This window comes from Streptomyces sp. NPDC021224, from assembly GCF_044332905.1.
GTDB lineage: Bacteria > Actinomycetota > Actinomycetes > Streptomycetales > Streptomycetaceae > Actinacidiphila.
Genome location: NZ_JBIRPW010000001.1, coordinates 741,844 through 761,769 on the forward strand (window position 1 = coordinate 741,844; position 19,926 = coordinate 761,769).

Here is a 19,926-nt window from a genome sequence, read left to right on the forward strand (position 1 = left end):
CGGGGGTCCGGCGGTCACCCGAGCGCCACCAAGCGGTCACACTCCGCGCGCGCCGCGATCGTCCGCGGACACCCGCGGACCCCTCCCGGGCCCTCACCACCGGAACGTGCGCATCCGCATCTGCTGCCGCAGCCGTGCCGCCCGCGCCCGGCGCGGCTGCACCCGGTCCCGCAGCTCGCGCGCCTCGTCCAGTTCCCGCAGGAAGGAGGCGCGCTTGCGGCGCCGCTCCTGCTCGCCCCCGGCCTCGCTCCCGGTCCCGTCGCCGTTCCGGTCCGCCATGGCGCCACCGTCCCTGGGTCGCTTCACCCGGGTGACGCGCCCGGGCGTACAGACCCACTTTCCCCCGTTCGGGCGGTTTACCCCACCGGCGGCGCAGGAGCCGGGGGTGAAGCGGGGCTGGCAGGACCCCGGGGAGCTGCGGTTACAGTCGTCCTCATGCGTCTCCACGTTGTCGACCACCCGCTGGTCGCGCACAAGCTCACCACCCTGCGCGACGAGCGCACCGACTCCCCGACCTTCCGGCGGCTCGCCGACGAGCTGGTCACCCTGCTCGCCTACGAGGCGACCCGTGACGTCCGGACCGAGCAGGTCGACATCCGTACGCCCGTCGCCGCCACCACCGGGGTGCGGCTGTCCCACCCGCGCCCCATGGTCGTGCCCATCCTGCGCGCCGGGCTCGGCATGCTCGACGGCATGATGCGGCTGCTGCCGACCGCCGAGGTCGGCTTCCTCGGCATGGTGCGCGACGAGCACACGCTGGAGGCCAAGACCTACGCCACCCGCATGCCCGAATCCCTCTCCGGCCGTCAGGTCTACGTCGTGGACCCCATGCTCGCCACGGGCGGCACCCTCGTCGCCGCGATCAACCTGCTCATCGAGATGGGCGCCGACGACGTCACCGCGCTGTGCCTGCTGGCCGCCCCCGAGGGCGTCGAGACGATGGAGGCCGCGCTTGCGGGCAAGCCCGTCACGGTGGTGACCGCCGCGGTCGACGACCACCTCAACGACCAGGGCTTCATCGTTCCGGGCCTCGGCGATGCGGGTGACCGCCTCTACGGCGCGGTCAGCTAGCCGCTGGGGCTTTCAGGGGCCGCACGTGCCCCGCGGGGCACCCGTTTCTCAGCCTGCGGCTGGGCTGCGGGGTTCCCGTTTTTCAGGCCGCGCGTGCTGCGCCGGGCACCCGTTTTTCAGGGGCGCGGGGAACTGCGCGAGCAACCCACCACCGGCCGGTGGTCCGGATCGGACCGAAGAGACTTTTTGGGTCGGTATCCGACCCGCGCCCCGGTGGGGGCTTGTCGCGCAGTTCCCCGCGCCCCTAAAAACGCTCGCCCCGCAGCGCAGCTGTGCCCTAAAAACGCGTGCCCGGCAGCGCAGCCGGGACCAAGGGCGCTCACCCCGCGCGGCAGCGCGGGAGGCTTAGTGCCCGGCGCCGGCCGACCGCTTCGGCGCGGGAGAGGCCGAGGCGGAAGCACCGCACGCGGTGCCCGGCGGCGGGGGGTTCGCCGCCACCACGCGGGCCTTGGCCGCATCCGCCGGGCTCGCCATCGCGGTGTACGCGTTGCCGATCATGACGTCGATGTTCTTGTCCTTGCGCGCCGGATCGATCTTCACGGACGAGCCGGCGATCTGCGTGCCCGCCTCGCGGGCCGCCGCCTCCGCCGCCGGACCGGCGACGATGAGCGCCGTCTGGGTGACCTTCTTGTCGTACGGCGCCGAGGCGTTCCCGAACGACTTGACCTTGAAGCCGCGCTTGGCGAACTCGTCGGCGGTGGTCTTGGCCAGGCCGCCCCGCGTGGTGGCGTTGTAGACGTTCATCGTCACGGCGGCCGGCTGCGGCAGCACCATGGGCTTGAGCACGGGCGCGGGGCTCGCGGTGCACGGGTGGCTCTGCGGGGCCGCGTTCGCCTTGGTGTCGCCGTCGTCGCCCTTGAAGACGTCGAAGAGCTGGAGCGCGCCGTAGCCGAGCAGGCCCAGCACGACGACCGACGCGATGACCACGGCCACGAGGCGGCCGCGCCGCTTGGGCCGCCGCATCCGCGGATACTGGTCCCCGGTGATTCGGTATTTACCGCCCATCCCGGAGGGCGTCAGCATGCTCATGAGCGCAGCGTAAGCGGATTGTCAGTCCATCTCCAGGACCCGGGCATGCAGCACTTGACGCTGCTGGAGAGCGGCGCGTACGGCTCGGTGGAGGCCGTCTTCGAGATAGAGATCACCCTGCCATTTGACGACATGTGCGAACAGGTCGCCATAGAAGGTGGAGTCCTCGGCGAGGAGCGTCTCCAGGTCGAGCTGGCCCTTGGTCGTCACCAACTGGTCCAGCCGCACAGGTCGGGGTGCGACGTCCGCCCAGTCACGCGTACTCACCCGGCCGTGGTCCGGGTACGGCCGAGAGCTTCCGATGCGCTTGAAGATCACACGGAAAGCCTACCGGTCCGGCTTGTGCGGGCGCAGCACCCTGGGCTTCCTGCCCTGTGTCAAGCCCTGGGGTGCACATCTCGGGCGGGCGTTAGGCCGTCGCGGCGTACAGCAGCGCGCGGGTCGCCGGACGGGTGTCGGCGGACGGCGGCCAGACGAGGCGGAGCCGCAGCGCGGGGAGCGGCAGCGGGAGGGCGGTGAGGGTGCCCGCGGCCAGGTCGGCGGTGACCGCGAAGGCGGGCAGCAGCGCGACGCCGACCCCCTGCCGGGCCCAGGCCCGCATGACGGCGACGCTCCCGGCCTGCACGCGCTCGACGGCGGGCCCGAAGATGCGGGCCCCGGCGAGGGCGAAGGAGCAGGTGGAGGCGTTGTTGACCAGGAGCCGCCCGCCGTCGAGGTCGGCCGGTGCGAGGCCCGGCGCGGTGGCCAGCGGGTGGCCGGGGGCGGCGACCAGGACCAGCGGGACGGGGTCGAGGTCCAGGAAGTCCAGCTCGGGGCCGGGCGGCACCGCGAAGCCGAGGTCGCCGAGGGCCTGCCCGGTGTCGAGCAGCAGCGCGGCGTCCAGCTCCCCGGTGCGTACGGCGGCGAGCAGCGCGTCCCGCGAGGCCTCGGCGCGCACCTCCACGGCGAGGCCGGGACGGCGGGCGGCGAGCCGCTCCAGGATCCCGGGCACCAGCTCGGCGGCGATGGACTCCAGCGCCCCCAGCCGGACGACCGCGGCCTGCCGGGCGGCGGCGTCCGCGGCGACGACCTCGTGCCGGGCCCGTTCCGCCTGCTCCAGCAGCCGCCGGGCCCACCCCGCGAGCTCGGCCCCCGCCGCGGTGGTCCGCATCCCTCGCGCCCCCCGCTCGAAGAGCCGCACCCCGAGGTCCCCCTCCAGCGTCCGCACGGCCTGCGACACCGACGAGGGCGCCATCCCCAGCAGCACGGCCGCCTCGGTCACACTCCCGGCCCGCACGACGGCCTCGAAGCTCCTCAACTGCCGCAGCTCCATCGGCTCCGCCCCCTGTCCCCGTGACCTGCCCTTCCCCGGCCACCGTACCGGCGGGGGCCGGTCACCCGTTCGGCGTGAACCAGTCCGCGGCCTCGTTGGCGAGGCCCAGGGCGCGGGCCAGGTTCGCCGTCTCGCGCAGCTGCATGCCCAGTCGCAGGGCCACGGCCACGAGAGCGGAGAGGGAGATCTCCTCGGGAGGGGGCGGTTCGGCCGCGCCGGGCAGGGGGGCGAGGGCGGGGGGTACCGGTCCTTGCCCGTGACCGGCCTTGCGCAGCCAGGCGTCGAGCTTCCGTTCCGCCCGGACGTCCCGCTCGAAGTCCTCGTCGGGCGGCGCGACGTCGTAGCCCAGGTCCGCGAGGACGCGGGTGATCTCGGAGCGGGAGCGGCCGGTGTGGGCGGCCACGGCGTAGATCTGCGGCGGGGTGATCGTGTCGTAGGTGTCGGGGTCGGGGGTGCGGTAGTCGGTGAGGACGGTCAGGTCGTCCGTCGTCAGCTGGGCGAGGGCGGCGGGGCCGACGGCGACGGGCTTCCCGACCCGGGTCACACAGACCGCGATGTCGGCCGCCGAGCAGTCGGTGCGCAGTGCCGCCTCGGCGAGGCTGATCGCGGAGATCTTCTTCCCGTGCGGGGCCCATCTCTGCGGGTACATGCCCGCGCGCAGGAGGAGTGCGTGGTCCTCCGCGCAGCGCTCGCACGAGGTGACGGCGCTCTCCGGGTCGATCCGGAAGCCGAGTTCGGCGAGGCGCTGCGCGGCCCAGGCCGTTGAGCGGCCGGTTCCCTGGGCGGCGGCGAACACGTGGGGGGCGGGCACCGGTGTGTCCGGACCGGGCACCCGGTTCTCGCGGACGAGGAGCGCGCGGTCGTCGTCGTCCAGGTCGTCCGGGTAGGTGCCGGCCGGGGGCAGGACGAAGCCCCAGGTGCGCAGCCGGCGGGCGAGGGCGGGTACGGGAAGTCCGGTGAGCGCGGCCGTGTTGAGCAATTGCGGCACCGACACGGTGTCGGGGGCGGACTGCCCGGGGTGGTCGCCCTGCCCCTCCCAGAGGTAGATGAGGACGGCCCGGTCCTCGGCCGACCAGCCGGAGCACCGCTCGAAGTCGTCGGTGACGTCGAATCCCAGCTCGCGCAGGCGCTTGGCCGCGGCCTCGGACGGGACGTCGGCGTTGAGGGCGCTGAGGCTGATCTGCGCGGCGGACACCGCGGAGCCGGGCCGCTCCCCGGGGTTGGCCGGGTTCAGCGTGTGGAGCAGGTGGAAGTCGTCCGTCCCGGCGTCCTCGGCCCCGGCCAGCGGCGCGGTGCGGTAGCCCAGCTCCCCCATGCGCCGGGCGACGTCTCCGGCGCGCATCCCGGTGGTCCATACGTTCAGCAGCATCGTGCGCGCCGGTACGGGGTCGTGGGGCCGCAGCCAGTGCGGGAGGTGGGGGAGGCCGAGGATCCCGGTGCCGCGCAGATACGGCGACGGGCGGGCGTCCTGGTAGTCGTTGCCCTGCGGACCGCGCAGCCACTGGTCCAGGTTGTGCTGCCAGAAGGCCGCGTGCTGCCAGTTGGTGACCAGCAGGTTCAGGTCCGACGGCCGGGCGGGAGAGGCACCGCCGGGGCGGGGTGCGTGCTCCCTGTCGTCGGCCGGGACGGCGCCGAGCAGCGTGGCGAGGCGCCAGCGCAGGATCGGCTCCGGGATCTGCCGTGCGTAGGCGGCCGCGTAGCGGCGCTGGTCGGCGGGGCGCCGTTCGGGGGTGAGCGCGGGCAGCAGCAGGCCGTCCGGGGGGAAGACGCCGACGTCGTCGAGCGGGGCCCTGCGGCCGTTCACCGGCCAGGGGAGGTCCCTGCCGCGGGCGGCGGCGACGATCGCGTCGGCCAGCGGCAGTGACACCGACCCGACCCGTCCCAGCCAGGAGGGGTTCAGCAGGGCGAGGCCGCCACCGTCGACGAGGCTCCGCGCCACCGCCACCGCGCGTATCTCCAGGGGCCGCCGCCGGAAGTTCTGGAACGTCGCGCGGTCGACGCTGAGTTGCGGACGGTGCCGCCCGTGGAGATTGACGACGATGCCGTGCGGCATCGGCTCGGGTCCGCGGGAGGCGTCCGCGAACAGGCCGTCCGACAGCGCCACACCCCGTCCGCCGATCCACCACAGGTCCGGGTCGGCGGAGCGGAAGACGCCGCCGCCCGGGTCGCGGAAGTCCGGGTTCTCGTACCAGTGCCGTTCCACCGCCCGCTCCGACAGCTCGCCCGGTTCCCACTCCAGGCGGCGGGAGGCGTGCACGGCGGTCGTGCGGTACTGCGCGACCCACAGCACCTCCTCCAGCGTGTCCACGCACGAGACCTGGCCCGCCGCGCGGGACAGCAGCAGCCGCACCGACGTGCCGGTCTCGTCGCCCTCGCCGACGTCCTCGATGCGGAAGAGGTTGCCGGGGCCCGCGATCGTGACCTTCAGGCGGCGGCCGGGGCGGCCGTCGCGGCTCATCCGGCAGGTGTGGACGACGATCTCGTCGGCGAGCATGAAGTAGCTCAGCACGCCGATGCCGAAACGGCTGTTGGGGAACAGCTCGATCTTCGGGTCGAGGGCGGACCAGGCGGCCTGCTCCTCGACGTATTCGGGGAGGTCGACGAAGCGGGCGCCGCCCTGGGCGAAGGTGCGGCTCAGTTCGTGGACGCCCATGCCGATGCCGTTGTCCCGGCATTCGAGGTAGGGGCGGCCCGCGTCGTCCACGCCCTGCCGGAAGGTGATCTCGCCGGTCCAGGGGGGCAGGCGGCGGCCGGAGTTGGTACGCGTCAGGTACTGGGTGCGGGCGTCGCGGTAGCGGACCGCGTCCAGGGCGTTCTGGTACAGCTCGCGGACGGCGAGCTTGCGGTTGCCGTACAGGGATTCGCCCATCAGCAGTTCCTGGACGCGGTCCTCGGCGAGCTGGAAGCGGATGCCGTCGGACAGGTGCGCGGGGGTGTTGCCGGTCAGCCGGACGAGGTCGGCGTCGGCGAAGGGCGGCAGGGCGCGCAGCGGGACGAGGGCGGGGGCGCGGTTGATGTCGCGGAGCAGGGCGTCGGTGCGGTGGGCGTGCTCGCGCAGGGCGATCTGCACGGCGGGGTGGTGGCAGGCGGCGTTGAGGGAGCGGCCGACGCCCGACGCGTGCCACTCGCAGGCGCGCAGCGTGGCGAGGAGGTCGGGCAGGCCGACGTTGTCGGAGATGCCGAGGTGCTCGACGACGATCTCGGGCAGGTCGGCGGGGGAGACGGCCAGCGCGTGCGCGGCCTTGGCGAGCGCGAGGACGAGGTCGTGGCGCACCTCGTGCTCGTCGCCCGTGCTCGCCGCGATCACGTCGCGCGGCTCCTGGGCGCCCTCCGGGACGACGGCGAAGGGCGCGGTGAGCCGGGCCTGGAGGAAGCGGGCGAAGCGGTCGGCGGACAGGGCGCCGTCGATCCAGTCGGGGCGGTCGGGGTCCTCCGGCGTCCGCGGCGGTGCGAGGAGCATCTTGAGGGACTGGGCGCCGTAGACGTCGGGTTGCAGGGCGAGCCAGCGGTGGAAGAGCCACCAGCGGATGCCGGCGGCGTCGGCCGCGCGCTCGTGCGTCCGGTCCAGTGTGCGCAGCCGCCGGACGAGGCGGGGGTGGGTGCGCACGAAGTCCTCGAAGCGGACGCGTTCGGGGCCGGTCGCGCCCTCGGCGAGCAGATGCGCGCGGGCCGCGGTCTCCGTCACCCGGAACGCCTCGGCGACGAGCGGCAGCAGGACGGCGAGCGCGGCCTCGGTCGGGGAGAAGGTGCTGGTGCGCTCCATCCGGCCGATGAGGAAGTGCATGCGCTTCTGCGTGCGCAGGGCGAACTCCGCGTCGTGCCAGGGGTCCTCGGCCAGTGCGCTGGAGGCGTCCTCGAAGCTGCGGGCCAGTTGCGCCGCGAGTGCGGCGCACGCGGCCTTGACCGCTTCCCTGGCCGGGCCGGGGGCCGTGCGCTCCCACGCCGAGTGGCCGGCGACCAGGCCGAGCCAGGGGTGCGCGCGCGGCTGCCGGGCGGGGCCGGGCAGGAGCGCGAAGGCAGCCCGGTCGGTGTCGGAGGCGACCCGGATCCGCTGCGGGGTACGGGGTTTGCCGTACGCGACGTGCAGGTCGTCGATCCGCGACTGGACGCGCAGGGCGAACTCCGCCAGGTCCATGGCGTGTTCGGATCCGGCGACGACGTCGGCGACCGCCCGCGAGAACAGGCTGAAGGAGTCGCCCGTACGGCCCGCCGCCGCGTGGTCCGCCGCCCGGTCCGACGTCCGCACGTAGCGGGCCACTTCGGCGGGGGAGCACGCGTAGACGTGGGCGGCCTTGCGGCGCAGCGCGGCGGCGATCTTCGGGGTGCTCCATCCGCGTACGCCCGCGGGGGACTTGGTGTCCCGTTCGAAGCCCTCCCGGCAGGCGTCGATCAGGAAGACGACCTGGGCGGCGGGCGAGTTCTCCAGCTCCCTGCGCCAGTCGATCTGCACGCAGCAGTCGGCGAAGGGCTCGATGGCGAAGCTGGCGTCCTCCGGGATCAGGTAGTCGGCGCCCTCGAAGTGCTGGCCGTGCCCGCTGAGCAGGACGAGCAGGCAGTCGCCGCGGTCGGCCTCCCGCAGGAAGCGGCTGACCCGGGCGTTCACCGCGGTGCGGGTGATGCCGCGGGCCGATTCGAGGATCTCGGCGGAGGCGAAGCCGCGCTCGGACAGAACGGTCTGCAGCAGCGTCAGGTCGTCGCGGACGAAGGGCAGTGCGGAGATCGCCGGGTCGTCGTACTCGCTCGCCCCGATCAGCAGCGCCTTGTAGGCCACCGGTTGCCCCTCCCGCCCCGCCGCCGTCGTACGCGGCGCGTCAACTCTATGGCGCGGCAGCGCTGTTCAGCGGTCAAAGGGCGCAGGAGCGCGGCCGCGTGGCGCCGGGGGGCGGGCGGCGGCGGGATCCGGCCGAACCCGTGGGGATCGTGCGGGGGATCGTGCGGGGTTCTTGTCATGGACGCGTCTTACGTGGTGCGCTTGTGGTCCACGGGGGGTGACGAGACCTGAGGAGGCGTACGAGGCTCATGATCAAGCGAACAGCCGCCGCGGCGGCGCTGATCACGGCCGTGCTGGCCGTCACCACCGGCACCGGGACGGCGCAGGCCGCGCCGCGGGCGACGACATCGGTGGTCACGCTGACCTACTCCGTCAGCCAGGCGGGACAGTGGTCCGCCGCGATCGCCCAGGGCGTGCAGAACTGGAACGCCGCGCTGCACAACGTGCGCTTCCAGCAGGTGAGTTCGTCCACCTCGGCCAACTTCGTCTACAAGGCCACCTCCGGCTGGCCGCAGACGACGCTGGGACCGATCCTGCCGGGCCACGGCCGCGGGCAGGTGCAGCTGGGCCAGGAGGCGGTGGACGAGGGCTACGACATGACGCGGATCGCCGCGCACGAGACCGGGCACATCCTCGGGCTCCTCGACGACTACAGCGGGCCGTGCTCGGAGCTGATGTCCGGGCACGGCCCCGGCACGGCGTGCACCAACGCGCTGCCGGACGCCGCCGAGGCGGCGGAGGCCGACCGCAACTACGCGGGCGCCGGCGCGGCGCTGCGGGCCGGCCACCAGCAGGTCGTGATCGACGTCTGGTCCGCCCAGGAGTCCGCCGCCCGCTGAGGGCTGACGGCGACCGCCCTCCCCGCAGGCCGTCTTGAGCGGCCGCGCCTGCGGGGCGGCACGGCCCGGACAGGGCAGGAGGGCCCCCGCAGCGGATGCGGGGGCCCTCCGGACCGGTGGTGACCGGGAGGTCAGCCGGTGCGCAGCTCCAGGTCGGCCGTCACCGTGCCGCCGCCTTGCGGGAGGCGGACGGTGCGGCTGGCGGAGCGGTGGCCGGGGGCGGACGCGGTCACCGTGACGGGCTTGCCGCGGGCGTCCAGCCACAGGGCGTACCGGCCGTCGGCGTCGGCGGCCAGCACGTGCCGTCCGCCGTGTCCGGTGACGACGACCGTGGCGCCGGGCAGGGGCGTGCCGCCCTTGCCGGTGATCGTGCCGGTCACCCGGCTCCACCCGGCGGGCGGGCGGACCGTCAGCCGTACCGTGACCAGGGCGATCTGCTCCGGGGTCGGGGCGGACAGGCCCAGCACCGCCTGCTGGACGGACGGTTCGGCGAGCCCGGCCGCGCCCGGGTCGAAGCGCAGGGTGACCTTGGCGTGGTGTCCGGCCGGGATCGTGACGCTGGTGCGGTCGGTGCTCAGCCACGGCACCGCGACCTTGCCCTCCTGGCCGTAGCCGGGCAGCAGGGTGACGTCTGTGAGGACGGCGTCGGAGGACGCGCCGCCCACGCTGTAGAACCCGGTTGCTCCGGCCGCCATCACCCTGGGCGTGGCGGCGTTGGGCAGCGGCGTCCAGCGGTCCGCCGCCGGGTCGTACGCGAAGCCCCGGTTGGTCATCGCCGTGGAGTCGTCGGTGTAGCCGGTGGAGAGCAGCAGTTGCCCGTCCGCGACGGCGACGGCCGAGCTGCCGAGCTGGATCGGCAGCGAGGCGATCTTGTGCCAGGTGTTCTTGGCCGGGTCGTACACGTAGGCGTCGGTCAGCATCTTCCCCGAGGTGCCGCCGACGGGCGCGGAGGTGCCGCCCGCGCAGTACACCTTGCCGCCGATCCCGCCGCACTGGGGGGTCTCCACCGCCACCGGGTAGTCGGCCGCCCTGGACCAGGTGTCCGTGGCGGGGTCGTAGACGGCGACGTCGGCGGAGGTGCCGAAGGTGGACAGGTCGTAGCCGCCCACCGTGTACAGCTTGCCGCCGGCGGACGCGCCCGCGCCGCCGAAGCTGACGGGGTTGCCCGCCGTCAGCGACCAGGAGTCGGTCGCCGGGTCGTAGACCTGGGTGGAGGGCACGACGGCGAGCCGGCCGTCGACGAGCCCGGCACCGCCGGACGCGTAGAGCTTGCCGTCCACGGTGGCGGTGGCGGCCGCGGCCACCGGGTAGGGGGCGTCGGCCTTGCGCTGCCAGCTGCCGGTGGCGGCGTCGTAGGCGGAGAAGGTGTTGAAGAAGGTGGTCGGGCCGTTGCCGCCGAGACCGGCGTAGAGGGTGCCGCCGAGGTTCGCGGCGACCCCGCTGTAGAAGCCGGAGGGCAGGTCCGTCAGGCCCGTCCAGCCGGTGCCGTCGGCGGCGGGGGTGCCGGGCGCGGCCGGTGCGGCTTGGGCGGGCGCCGCCGCGGCGGGAGCCGTGCCGTCCCGGTGCGCACGGGCGAGCGCGGCCGGGTAGTCGAGCACGTCGCCGGGCCCGACGCGTACGGTCTGCGGCGCCGCGCCCTTCGCCGTGGCTGCCGGGGCGGTCGCCGGGGACGTGGTGCGCGGGGTGAGGGTGACGGTGGCCGGGCCGTCGCCGGAGTTGGTGAGGGTCAGGGTGCGGGTGGCCGTGCCGTTCCAGGGCGCGGAGGCGTCCACCTCGGCGGTCGCGGTGACCCGCCCGGCGGGCATGACGAGGCGGGCCCTGCCCACGGTGTCGGCCGCCGCGTGCACCTTCAGCGTGCCCTCGTCGTACGGGTAGAGGGTGCCGCCGACCGTCCGGGAGGGGTGGGTGCCGGGTGAGAAGACGTAGAAGAAGCCGTCGGTGAGCCCGGCGGCGCCCGGCAGCGGGGCCGAGACGGAACCGGGGGCGAAGGGGTCGCCCGCGACGGGGTGCGGCGCCGCGCCCGCGGCGACGGCGACGCCGTCCAGCGGGTCGCCGGTCAGCCCGGCGGTGACGGTGCCGGTGAGCAGCGCGCCCGGGAGCACCGTCAGCGAGGCGCCGCCGACGTGGACGTTGTCGAGCGACACCCCGCCGGTCGCGGTCGCGCCGCCGGTGGTCAGCAGGAAGCGGAAGCGCACCAGGAGGGTGCGCGGGGTGCCGGTCGCCGGCATCCGTACCTCCTCGTGGGAGGTCACCGGTTGGTTGCTGCTCCAGGCGCTGGTCCAGGTGGCGCCGCCGTCGTCGGACCAGCCGACCTCCAGCCGGCCGTCCCGCTGGTGGACGTCGAAGGAGACGACAGGCGTCTCGTCGGCCGTCAGCGCCAGCGGCGCCGCGACGAGCGAGGTGTCGGCGACGGTCGGCAGCGTCTGCAGCGGGACGACCGCGTAACCGCCGTCACCCCCCGTGGGGTTGTTGTCCGCCCGGAACGTCCAGTCCGGGCCCGCGGCCTGCTGCGTCGACCAGTGCGCGGGGAGCGCCGCGGTGCCGAAGCCCTCGGTGCTGCCGCTGACCGACTGCCGGTAGCCGAGCGCGGATCCGTCGGACGCGAAGAGGTCGGCGTCCAGCGCGATGTCCTGCGTGACGGCCTTGGTGCCGGTCGTGACGGTGAGGTCGCGCGGCTGGTACCCGGCGTACTGCGGCAGCGCGTGCAGGGTGTAACTGCCCTTCTCCGGCAGCTCGATGGAGTAGCGGCCGGTGAAGGGGTCGGCGTAGAAGGGCCCGCCGGGCACCCCGTTGTCGATCTGGAGCGCGGTGTACACCGGCCAGCCGTGGCCGGAGCCGTCGGTGACGCGTCCGCTGACGGTCACCGTCGGCACCTTGGTCAGCGTCAGGTCGGCCGTGGTGATCTCCCCGGCCGCCAGGTGGATCTGCCGGGCGTCCGGCGCCGTGTAGTCGAAGAGGGTCGCGTGAAGGGTGTAGTCCCCCTCGGGGAGCGGGAGTCGGTACGTCCCGTCGGTGCCGGTCGTGGTCGACGCTGCGCCCGCGGGGCCGGACGCGGCGACCTGGACGCCCGCCAGCGGCTTGCCGCCGGCGTCGGTCACGGTGCCGGTGACGGAGCTGGAGGGCACGTCGCTGCTGAGCGCCAGCGTGCTGTCCGGCGTGCCGAGACCGGTCGGGCCGTCGTAGCCGGGCCCGGCGGTGCACAGGTACGCGGGCGTGCAGGTGCCGTTGGAGCCGGACGTCACGTCGTGCAGGCTCGCGGTGTGCTCGTACGGGTAGCTGCTCGGGCGGTCCCCGGCGGGTATCGGCCCGGCCAGCGCGTAGGCCGCGGCGATGATCGGGGCCGCGACGCTCGTACCGCCGTACTGCGCCCAGCCGCTGCCCTGGCCGCCGTACGTGTCGTAGACGGCGACACCGGTGTACGGGTCGGCCACCGCGGAGACGTCGGCGACGGTGCGGCCGTCGCAGCCGGTGTCGTGCTGGTAGGAGGGCTTGTCGTGGAGGGGCGAGCACCCGGAGCCGGGGCCGCCGCCCTTGCTGTCCCAGACCGTCTCGCTCCACCCGCGCGCGGTGCCCGCGTCGTGCTTCAGCGAAGTGCCGCCCACCGACGTCACGTTGGGCGAGGACGCGGGGAACTGCACGCCGTACGAGTCGTCGCCGCTGCTCGCGACGATCGCGACGCCGGGGTGGTCGTAGAAGGCGTCGTCGCTGGTGCCCGCCAGGGCGTCGGAGATGCCGTAGCTGTTGGAGACGTATGTCGCGCCGAGCGCGACCGCCGTGTCCACCGAGGCGCCGAGGTCGTCGGAGCTGGAGGTGTCCGCCTCGACCAGGATGATGTCCGCGTGCGGGGCGATCGCCGAGACCATGTCCAGGTCGAGCGAGGTCTCGGTGGCCCAGCCGGTGTCGCCCTGGGGGTAGTCGCCCTGCACACCGCGCTGGTTGACCACGCGGAACTGCCCCGGCTCCAGCGCCGGGAGGCCGAACTGCGCCCGGTAGACGGCGAGATCGGAGGCGGCGTTCGGGTCGTCGTAGGCGTCCACGATCGCGATGGTGGCCCCTGTGCCGCCGTCCGCCGGGAGGTCGTAGGCGCCGAGCAGGTCGGCCGGGGCGTAACCGGCGGGTGCGGCCGCCGCGCGCGAGCGCAGCCCCGGGCCCTGCCGCTCGGTGGACTCCACGCGCCGGGCGAAGCAGCGTGCCATGCCCGGGGAGGCGGGCGCGGCGCAGGAGTCCGTGACGGTGCCGCTCGTGACGGGGGTGCCGTGGGGTGCGGCGGCGGCCGGGGCCGTGGCCGGGGTCGTGGCCGTGTCGGCGGGGGCCGGGGCGGCGGCCGCCGCGGGCTGCACGGACAGCGCGGACAGGGCGGTCAGCCCCAGTGCCGCGGCCGTGACCGCGCCGAGGAGCCCGCGGGCCCCGCGAACGCGCGGTGGAGGTACGGGATGTCGCACGATGCCACCAATCTCTGCGAGGACAGGCGCCACCGGCCGGGCGGGGCAGGTGACGCCTGTCGTCAGGACCCGGGCGTCGGAGGGAGCCCGGGAGTCGGGTTCCGGGCGTCAGGAGGACGCCCGGGAAACGGGGGTCGGGGAGTCGGGGAAGGCACGATCGTGGAATCGGTGGCCGAACACGGTCAAGGCGATCATGCGACAGTGTCGTAAAGTCCTTGTACTACTCATGGGTTCGCCGGAGCATGGCCCTGTGCTCGACATCCTCGGCCTCACCCCCGCTGACCAGGAGCTCTACGCACAGCTCGCGATCCGCCCGGCGGTCACCGCCGAGGAGGCCGACCTTCTCGCCGCCGCCTGCGGCCACCCCGGGACGGCCGCCCCCGCGCTGCGGCGGCTGGCCCGGCTCGGCCTCGTCGCCGCCGATCCGGACGAGCCCGGCCGCTACCGGCCGCTGCCGCCCGACGAGGCCCTCGCCGGAGCGCTCGCCACCCGCGAACGCCGGCTCGCCGCGGCCCGCCGCCGGGTCGCCCGCCTCGCCGCCGCCCACCGCGCCAACGACCCGGGCGCCGAGGGGGACGGCGACGCGGACGCCGGGTCCGGCGGCCTGGTCGAGATCTGCCACGGACCCGAGGCCGCGCTCGCCTGGTACGTGCGCCTCCAGCGCGACGCCCGCCGCCAGATCTGCTTCTTCGACGGCCCGCCCTACCTCTCCGACTACCGCGAGAACCACCTGGAACTGGACCGGCTCTCCCAGGGCGTCCGCTACCGGGTGGTCTACGACCGCAGGGCCGTCAGCGTCCCCGGCCGGGTCGCCGACATCGAGCAGTCCTCGGCGGCGGGCGAGGAGTCCCGCGTCGCCGACGTACCGATGAAACTCGTCGTCAGCGACGCCCCGCTGGCCATGCTGCCGCTGCGCACGGGAGAGGTCGGCTCCTGGCTGATCGTGCACGGCGGGCTGCTGCACCAGGCGCTGGCCGCGCTGTTCGAGAGCTACTGGGAGCGCGCGGTGCCGCTGCGGCTGACGGCCGAGGGCGGCGCGGCCGCGCACAGGACGCCGCCACGGGAGCGCCCGACACCCGACGAGCGCGCGCTGCTCGCCCTGCTGACCGCGGGCCACACCGAGAGCACCATCGCCGGCCACCTGGGCCTGCACGAGCAGACCGTCCACCGCAGGCTGCGCGCCCTGATGAGCCGCCTGGACGCCACGTCCCGCTTCCAGGCGGGCTACGAGGCGGTGCGCCGCGGCTGGCTCGAACGCACGGCGGACCGGGAGGAGGCCCGCACCGATGGCGGCTGAACGGGACGGCGGAGCGGGCGCCCGGCGGGCGGGCCGCGGGGCAGACCAACGGGCGCAGGGCGCGGACGCGTCGGGTGCCACGGCGGACCGACGGCCCCGGAGCGCGCACCGGTCCGGGGGCGGGGTGGCTTCGGGGCGGGCCGCGTTGCGGGTGCTGGGACTCGGGGCGGCGGAGGAGGCCGCGTACGCGCTGCTCGTCGAGACCGGGCCCGTACCGCTCGCCGTGCTCGCCGGGCGGTGGCGGCGCAAGGAGGCGCTGTGCCCGGTGCTGGCCGCACTGCGCGGGCGGGGGCTGGCCGAGCGGCTGCCGGGCGACCCGCCGCGGCACGCCGCCGCGCCGCCCGGCGCCGTACTCGACCGGCTGCTGGCCGAGGAGGAGCACCGTCTGACACGGGCCCGCCACCAGGTCGCGGAGCTGGCGGCCGCCTACCAGGACGCCCGGCGCGGGGACGGCGACGAGTCCCGGTCCGTGGCCGAGGCCGTCACCGGCCGGGCCGCGGTGGGGCGGCGGCTGGCGCGGATCCGGCTCGCCGCCCGCCGCGAGGTGCGCAGCCTCGGCCCGCTCCCCGACCCGCGGCTGCCGTCGGTGGGCGCCGCCCACCGCGCCCTGTACGCCCCGGGCCGGGCGGCCGGGAGCGAGGCGGCCGCGGCGGGGCAGCAGGTCAGGACGCTGCCCGAACTCCCGGTGCGGCTCTGCCTGGTGGACGACCGCTGCGCGGTGCTGGCCCCGGCGGAGGGCGGCGGCGAACCGGACGAGGTCGTGGTGGTGCACCCCTCCGCGCTGCTCGACGCCCTGGCCCTGCTCTTCGAGAGCCTGTGGGACCGCGCCGCCCCCCGCCCCGGCCAGGACGCCCGCCTCGCCGAGCGCCCCGCGGTCCGCGCGGCCGACCACCCGGGCGACCGCCCCGCCGACCCGGACGCCCGGCTGCTCGGCCTGCTCCTCGCGGGCCTCACCGATGCCGCGAGCGCCCGCCAGCTCGGCGTCAGCCAGCGCACGGTGCAGCGCCGTGTCGCCGCCCTGCTGGCCTCGCTCGGTGCCTCGACCCGTTTCCAGGCGGGCGTCCAGTCCGCCTTCCGCACCCTTCCCCCGCCGCACTGAGCCCTTTTCGGTCCGCGGGTGTACGGCGAGGGCCCCGGTCGCAAGGGTGACCGGGGCCCTCGGGTTCGGAAGGGGGTGACGGTTACCTGCCGCCGCCCACGGGGCCGTGCTTCTTCGTTCCGGCCGCGGCCTGGAGGTCCTGCTGGAGCGTGGAGTACACCGGCTTGGGCTGCATGTTCACGTCGTAGAGCAGGCCGTAGCCCTCCCCGCTGAACGTGCCCGGGATCCACGAGCCGCCGTCGTAGACGCCCCACGCGGTGAAGGAGATGCACTGGCTGACGAGTTCGCAGCCCTTGAGCAGCTCGGAGAACTCGTACGGCTGCGCGAACTGCGCGAGCGCGTCGGTGGGCACCTGGGTGGCGGCGTCGTCGACGAAGGTGCGCACGTCGGCCTCGGTGATGGCGACCTTCAGGCCGAGGTCGCCGAAGGCCTGCAGGTCGCCCTGGTAGCGCTGGGCGTCGAAGCCGTACTGCGTGTCGAGGTGGCCCTGCTCGCCGATGCCGTCGATCGGGACGCCCTGCGCGCGGAGCTTCTTGACGAAGTCGTAGACGGCCTGGAACTTGACGTTCGTGCCGTCCTCGCCGGTGATGTTGTAGTCGTTGTACATCAGCAGCGCCTTCGGGTCCGCCTGGTGCGCCCAGCGGAAGACGTCGGCGAGCACGCCCGAGCCGAGGTGCTTGACCCAGAAGTCATCGGCGTTCAGGCCGTCGGCCTGCGGAGTCTCCCAGGAGTTGGCGAAGACCTCGTTGGCCACGTCCCACTGCCACACCTTGCCCTTGAAGTGCGTGACCTCGTCGGTGACGTGCTTGTGCAGGATGTCGCGCAGCTGCGCGTCGCTGATGGTGCCGTTGTCGACGCCGGTGGTCAGCCAGCCCGGCAGCTGGTTGTGCCACATCAGGGTGTGGCCGCGGACCTCCTGGCCGTTCTTCTGGGCGAACGTGACCAGGTCGTCGGCGGCCTTCCAGTTGTAGACGCCCCGGGTGGGCTCGACGGCGTCCCACTTCATGGCGTTCTCCGCGGTGACGGCGGAGAACTGCCCGGCGACGAGGCCGGTGTAGGTCTTGTCGCTGCCCAGCTTGGCGGCGTCCACAGCGGTGCCGAACCGCAGCCCCTGCTTCGAGGCCAGCGCCCGCAGGGAGGTGTCGTCCGGCTTGCCGTTCCCGTGGGCGACGGCGACCGCGGCCGGGACGAGCATGGCGACGGCGACGGCACCGGCGGCGACGACTGCGGATCTGCGTCGGAGCTTCACGGCAGACTCCCGGGGAGTGAATGGTCTCGAAAGTTTCGGACCGATGTTCGATCGGAGCTGAAAGCTAGCTCCGGCGTTCTGGCGGAGTCAATGACGCTGCACGGCCCAGATTCGACGAATTCGCCGTCTCGTATGGCGAGGTGGGGGCCTGGTCGAACCCGGGCACAGCCAGGCATATCCGCGGCTGTGCGCGCGGGGCGGGTCTCCGGTCAGTCCTGGCGTGCCGCGGCGCGCGCGGCCACCGCGTCCACCGCCGCGCGGGACCAGGCGAGTTCGGCGCCGGAGCCGGGCGCCTCGGACAAGGCGGCCCGCAGCGCGTCCCAGACCCGCGCGCCGCTCCACTCGGCGAAGCGGCGGTGCGCGGTGGGTCCGGACGGCCCGAGGCCCGGCGGCAGTTGGCGCCAGGCGCAGCCGGAGGTGGCCACGAACACGATCGCGGCCAGCACCTCCCGGTCGCCGTGCCGCCGCCGTCCGCCGCCCTGCGGCCGTACGGGAACGGCCGGTGCCACGCGCCGGAAGGCCTCCCACAGCGCGTCCGGCACGAGCCGCTCCACGATCGTCACGGCGCCAGGGTAGCCGTCGGACCAAATGAGATGTTTCCGCGGTGTCGCACCGGAGTTAATTGCCCCTGTTTCGCCCCTCGGTGGGGAGGTCGAAACTTTCGATCGGGCGGCCGATCATGCTCACCGCACCCCGGACGCGACGGAGTTGAACGGCGGGGTCCGACGTCAGGCGGTGCCGCCCGCGCGCAGCGTCAGCACCGTGATCTCGCTCGGCGCGAACACCCGGAAGGGCGGCCCCCAGAAGCCGGTGCCGCGGCTGGTGTAGAGCCGGGTGCGCTCGCCGTGCCGGCTCAGGCCCTGCACCACCGGCTGGTCGATGCGGACCAGGAAGCGGAAGGGCCAGATCTGGCCGCCGTGGGTGTGCCCGGAGATCTGCAGGTCGATGCCCGCGGCCGCGGCCTGCGCCACGTACTTGGGCTGGTGGGCGACGAGCAGCACCGGCCGTTCCGGATTCGCCCCCTCCAGCGCGCCGTCCAGGTTCGCCCGGTGCCCGGCCAGGCCCGAGGACTCCGCGGTCACGTCGTCCACCCCCGCGAGCACGAGGGCGTCCCCGCCGCGCTCGACCACGACATGGCGGTTGTGCAGCGGCTCCCAGCCCAGCTCCGCCATGCGGTCCAGCCAGCCCTGGGCCTCGCCGAAGTACTCGTGGTTGCCCGTGACGTAGACCTTCGCGAGTCGCGCCCGTACGGTCCCCAGCGGCGCGGACTGCGCGCGGCGCTGCTCGGGCGTGCCGTCGGCGATGTCCCCCGCGTGCACGACGACGTCCGCGTCGAGCGTGTTGACCACCTCGATGACCCGCGCCGACCAGGCCGCCCGGTCGATGGGCCCGTAGTGCGTGTCGGCCAGGACCACGACCCGGGTCCCGTCCAGCCCGCCGCCCAGCCGCGGCAGCGCGACGTCCACCCGCCGCACCCGCGGCACCCGCATGGCCTCGTAGTGCCCCCACGCCAGCAGCACCGCCGCGACCGCGACGACTCCCAGCGCGACCACCCGCGCCCGGTGGGCGCCCCCGGCACCCAGCGCGATCAGCACGAGGTGCGCCACCCCGCCCAGCACCGACCACGAGAAGAGCACCCACACCACCCCGAGTGTGGTGTCCGCGACGCGCGAGGCCCGGTCGTTGCGCCGTGGCCCGTGGCCCGCGGCCATCAGGAACGGGAAGGCGACCAGCACGGCGGCGAAGACGGCCGTGCCCGCGGCGAAGACCGGGAGCGGCCAGCCCGTGCCGAAGGCGAACAGCGTCGCCCACGGCAGCGCGAACAGCAGCGCCACCACGAGCAGGACCACCACCAGCCCCAGCCCCCGTCGCCGCGACCGCCGTCCACCGCCCGCGTCCGCGGCGGGCTCCGCCACCGCGTCCGTACGCCCGGGCTCCGCCGCCCTGATGGATCCGCTCTCCGCCACTGCCCCGCCCCTCGCCGCCGCCCTGCCGTCCCCTCCATCATCCGGCACGCGCCCGCCACGGGAACGGGCCCGTACGGCGCCCCCGCCCACCGTCCGCGTCGCCGTCCGGGCAGGTGGAGGACAAGACGGTGATCACACGGCACACTTCACATGGCGCAGTGCCAACCGACAAGGGGACCGAGCATGATCACGCTGAAGAAGGACGACGAGCCCGCGGACCTGGGCGGGGTCACCCACCTCTCCATCGGGGTGTCCTGGGACCCGAGCACCGGGAGCAGCGGCGGCCTGATGGGGAAGATCCGGCAGAAAAGCGGCACCGACCTCGACCTGATCGCGATAGCGATGGCGGGCGCCGAGCCGGTCCGGCTGGCCGGGCTCGACTCCCTGGACCCCTTCGGCAACGGCGCGCTGGTGCACAGCGGCGACAACCAGACCGGACGCGGCGACGGCGACGACGAGACGGTGACCGTCGTGCTCGACAAGGTGCCGGACGCCATCACGTCCATCGTCTTCGTCGCCGCCGCCTACAAGAAGCGCAGCGCCTTCCAGAACGCCCGCAACGTCAGCTTCAAGGTCTACGACGCGACGGGCGGCAGCGCCCAGCAGGTCGCCGACATCTGGCCGAGCCTGCTCACCACCGACAACGGGTGCGCGGTGGCCAAGGCGGTCCGCGAGGGCACCGTCTGGAAGCTCCAGGTGATCAACGAGACGGGCAAGATCAAGCAGGGCGACGAGCAGGCGCTGATGCGCTTCGCGATGAGCAAGTAGCGGTGCCCTGCCGTCCGGCCGTCCCGCAGCGTGCCGCGGACGCCGCCGTAGGGGCCCGCCCGCCCACGGGCCCCTACGCTCC

13 protein-coding genes and 1 pseudogene are annotated in these 19,926 nt (G+C 74.6%); 5 read left to right on the top strand and 9 right to left on the bottom strand.

What is annotated here, in order from left to right; translation table 11 throughout:
• Positions 1-93: 93 nt before the first annotated feature.
• Positions 94-279: a hypothetical protein gene (locus ACH4PY_RS03300; protein ID WP_398175344.1), complete on the bottom strand. Its 186-nt coding sequence runs from the start codon at positions 277-279 to the stop codon at positions 94-96.
• A gap of 156 nt (positions 280-435) precedes the next feature.
• On the opposite strand from ACH4PY_RS03300, the gene upp reads away from it, so the two are divergent.
• Positions 436-1,071 (top strand): uracil phosphoribosyltransferase, encoded by a 636-nt coding sequence (gene upp, locus ACH4PY_RS03305; protein WP_398175346.1) that lies wholly within the window; start codon positions 436-438, stop codon positions 1,069-1,071.
• 345 nt (positions 1,072-1,416) lie between these two features.
• Here upp and ACH4PY_RS03310 read toward each other — a convergent pair whose 3' ends face one another.
• The 4 genes from ACH4PY_RS03310 to ACH4PY_RS03325 all read right to left on the bottom strand — a co-directional run bounded on the left by ACH4PY_RS03310 (position 1,417) and on the right by ACH4PY_RS03325 (position 8,183).
• Positions 1,417-2,100, bottom strand: a complete 684-nt coding sequence (locus ACH4PY_RS03310; RefSeq protein ID WP_398175348.1) for a LytR C-terminal domain-containing protein — start codon at positions 2,098-2,100, stop codon at positions 1,417-1,419.
• A gap of 21 nt (positions 2,101-2,121) precedes the next feature.
• Positions 2,122-2,418, bottom strand: a complete 297-nt coding sequence (locus ACH4PY_RS03315) for a type II toxin-antitoxin system VapB family antitoxin (protein ID WP_398175350.1) — start codon at positions 2,416-2,418, stop codon at positions 2,122-2,124.
• 91 nt (positions 2,419-2,509) lie between these two features.
• Positions 2,510-3,412, bottom strand: a complete 903-nt coding sequence (locus ACH4PY_RS03320; protein ID WP_398175352.1) for a LysR family transcriptional regulator — start codon at positions 3,410-3,412, stop codon at positions 2,510-2,512.
• Positions 3,413-3,473: 61 nt separating this feature from the next.
• Positions 3,474-8,183, bottom strand: a complete 4,710-nt coding sequence (locus tag ACH4PY_RS03325) for a caspase family protein (RefSeq protein WP_398175354.1) — start codon at positions 8,181-8,183, stop codon at positions 3,474-3,476.
• A 248-nt stretch (positions 8,184-8,431) separates the two neighbouring features.
• Here ACH4PY_RS03325 and ACH4PY_RS03330 point away from each other — a divergent pair, with 248 nt between their 5' ends.
• Positions 8,432-9,022: a snapalysin family zinc-dependent metalloprotease gene (locus ACH4PY_RS03330; RefSeq protein WP_398175356.1), complete on the top strand. Its 591-nt coding sequence runs from the start codon at positions 8,432-8,434 to the stop codon at positions 9,020-9,022.
• Between the two features lie 131 nt (positions 9,023-9,153).
• Here the strand turns inward: ACH4PY_RS03330 and ACH4PY_RS03335 are convergent, their stop codons facing one another.
• On the bottom strand, positions 9,154-13,464 hold the full coding sequence (locus tag ACH4PY_RS03335; protein ID WP_398175358.1) for a carboxypeptidase regulatory-like domain-containing protein: 4,311 nt from the start codon (positions 13,462-13,464) through the stop codon (positions 9,154-9,156).
• A gap of 250 nt (positions 13,465-13,714) precedes the next feature.
• Here ACH4PY_RS03335 and ACH4PY_RS03340 point away from each other — a divergent pair, with 250 nt between their 5' ends.
• Together ACH4PY_RS03340 and ACH4PY_RS03345 are read left to right on the top strand one after the other, a co-directional pair.
• Entirely contained in the window at positions 13,715-14,761 is a 1,047-nt protein-coding gene (locus tag ACH4PY_RS03340; protein WP_398175360.1) for a LuxR C-terminal-related transcriptional regulator, read from the top strand.
• A gap of 124 nt (positions 14,762-14,885) precedes the next feature.
• Positions 14,886-15,860, top strand: a complete 975-nt coding sequence (locus ACH4PY_RS03345) for a hypothetical protein (protein ID WP_398175362.1) — start codon at positions 14,886-14,888, stop codon at positions 15,858-15,860.
• An 82-nt stretch (positions 15,861-15,942) separates the two neighbouring features.
• On the opposite strand, the gene ACH4PY_RS03350 is transcribed toward ACH4PY_RS03345, so the two are convergent.
• The 3 genes and pseudogenes from ACH4PY_RS03350 to ACH4PY_RS03360 form a co-directional block, all read right to left on the bottom strand.
• On the bottom strand, positions 15,943-17,109 hold the full coding sequence (locus ACH4PY_RS03350) for an endo-1,4-beta-xylanase (RefSeq protein WP_398175364.1): 1,167 nt from the start codon (positions 17,107-17,109) through the stop codon (positions 15,943-15,945).
• Positions 17,110-17,324: 215 nt separating this feature from the next.
• Positions 17,325-17,672, bottom strand: a pseudogene (locus tag ACH4PY_RS03355) (transposase); the annotation flags it as partial.
• Positions 17,673-17,837: 165 nt separating this feature from the next.
• The gene (locus ACH4PY_RS03360) at positions 17,838-19,076 is read right to left on the bottom strand and encodes a metallophosphoesterase (RefSeq protein WP_398175366.1); all 1,239 of its coding nucleotides are present in this window, start codon (positions 19,074-19,076) and stop codon (positions 17,838-17,840) included.
• Positions 19,077-19,259: 183 nt separating this feature from the next.
• On the opposite strand from ACH4PY_RS03360, the gene ACH4PY_RS03365 reads away from it, so the two are divergent.
• Entirely contained in the window at positions 19,260-19,844 is a 585-nt protein-coding gene (locus tag ACH4PY_RS03365; RefSeq protein ID WP_398175368.1) for a TerD family protein, read from the top strand.
• Positions 19,845-19,926 lie beyond the last annotated feature (82 nt).